Source organism: Streptomyces sp. NPDC002690 (assembly GCF_053592415.1).
Window position 1 is genome coordinate 1 of the sequence record NZ_JBSFVR010000730.1, and the last position, 1,414, is coordinate 1,414.

General features: G+C 72.3%; 1 protein-coding gene. It reads left to right on the top strand.

The window, feature by feature from the left end; translation table 11 throughout:
• Nucleotides 1–270: 270 nt before the first annotated feature.
• Nucleotides 271–1,341 (top strand): ALF repeat-containing protein, encoded by a 1,071-nt coding sequence (locus ACWD3D_RS37095; protein WP_451465028.1) that lies wholly within the window; start codon nucleotides 271–273, stop codon nucleotides 1,339–1,341.
• Nucleotides 1,342–1,414 lie beyond the last annotated feature (73 nt).

The following is a 1,414-nucleotide window of genomic DNA, read 5'->3' on the forward strand; positions in this document are numbered from 1 at the left end:
GGACGGCCGGGCCCGCACGCGGCGGGCACCCGGGGCCGGCCCGGGACCGGGCTCCCCGTGGCGCCCCGGGCCGAATCCGTACGGGGCCGCGCGAAACATCCGTACGGACCCCGCGACACCGGCGCGACCACCTTCGGCCCCTCGCCCGATCACGCGTCAGGAACGGGCCGGGAGGTCTCAACCGGCGCAGGGACGAGGGCTCTTGTCAGTCGTGCGCACTACACTCACCTCTCATACTTGATGATTCCTTGGGTGAAGTGAGAGCTCTTCTTGAAGATATCCAGAGTCGGCACCCTGCTCGCCGCAGCTGCCGTCGCGCCCGCCTTCCTGTTGTCGTCCCCCGCGTCGGCGGCCGGGACGGACGACCGGGCCGCGGCTTCGGCCGCGGACACGTCGTCGTCACTGTCGTCCTCGTCCTCGGAGGGCTCGGAGGGTGAGGACCAGGAGGAGAACGACCGGATCGAGATCCTCCGCCTCATCGCCGCGGCCGGGAAGGGCTCCGTGGTGGCCGAACAGGGCAGCGCGGCGATCGACGGAGGAGCGGACGCCATGCGCGCGTTCCTGACGACCGGTCAGTACACCGCCCGGGACCAGGACAACCGCATCGCCGTCGCGCGGATCATGGGCGTGGGCGGCCCCGGGGTGAAGCGGGAAGGCAGCAAGGCGCTGGACGGCACGCCCGAGGACCGCGTCGCGTTCCTGGAGACCGGCCAGTACGAGGCCCGCGACGAGGACAACCGCGTCCTCGTCGCCCAGCTCATCAGCACCGGCGGCACCTACGTGCGGGAGGCGGGCAAGGCCGCGCTCAACGGCACGCCCGAGGACCGCGCCGCGTTCCTGGAGACCGGCCAGCACGTGGCGCGCGACACGGACAACAGGGTGCTGGTCGCCCGGATCGTCCAGATGGGCGGGGAGCACGTCAAGGAGGCCGGCGAGGCGGCGCTGAAGGGCACTCCGGAAGACCGGGTGGCATTCCTGGAGTCGGGGCAGTACGAGGCCCGCGAACAGGACGAGAAGGACGCAGCCCAGGCGGGCGAGGGCGGTACGGACGGAACGACCGGAACCGACGGCGGGGGCACCACCGGCAGCACCGCCCAGACCGGCGGGACCCCGGGCTCCGACTCCGGCACCACGTCGACCGGCGGCAGCACGGTCGAGCCCGCCTCCGACCAGAACGGTACGGACGACGACGACGCCTCCGGCTCCGTTTCCGGATCCGCCTCCGGCGGGTCGGACGGCAACGGGAACGTGACGGCGCAGGGCGCCGGCCCGCTCGCCTCCACCGGTACGGACGCCGGTACGAGCCTCGCGTTCGGCGGAGCAGATCTGAGCGAGAATTGAGGATAACGATCCGGCATTCACCGGACACGAGGTGTGAAGGGACATCGGCGCCCGGGGCGCGGTGGCGTACCGG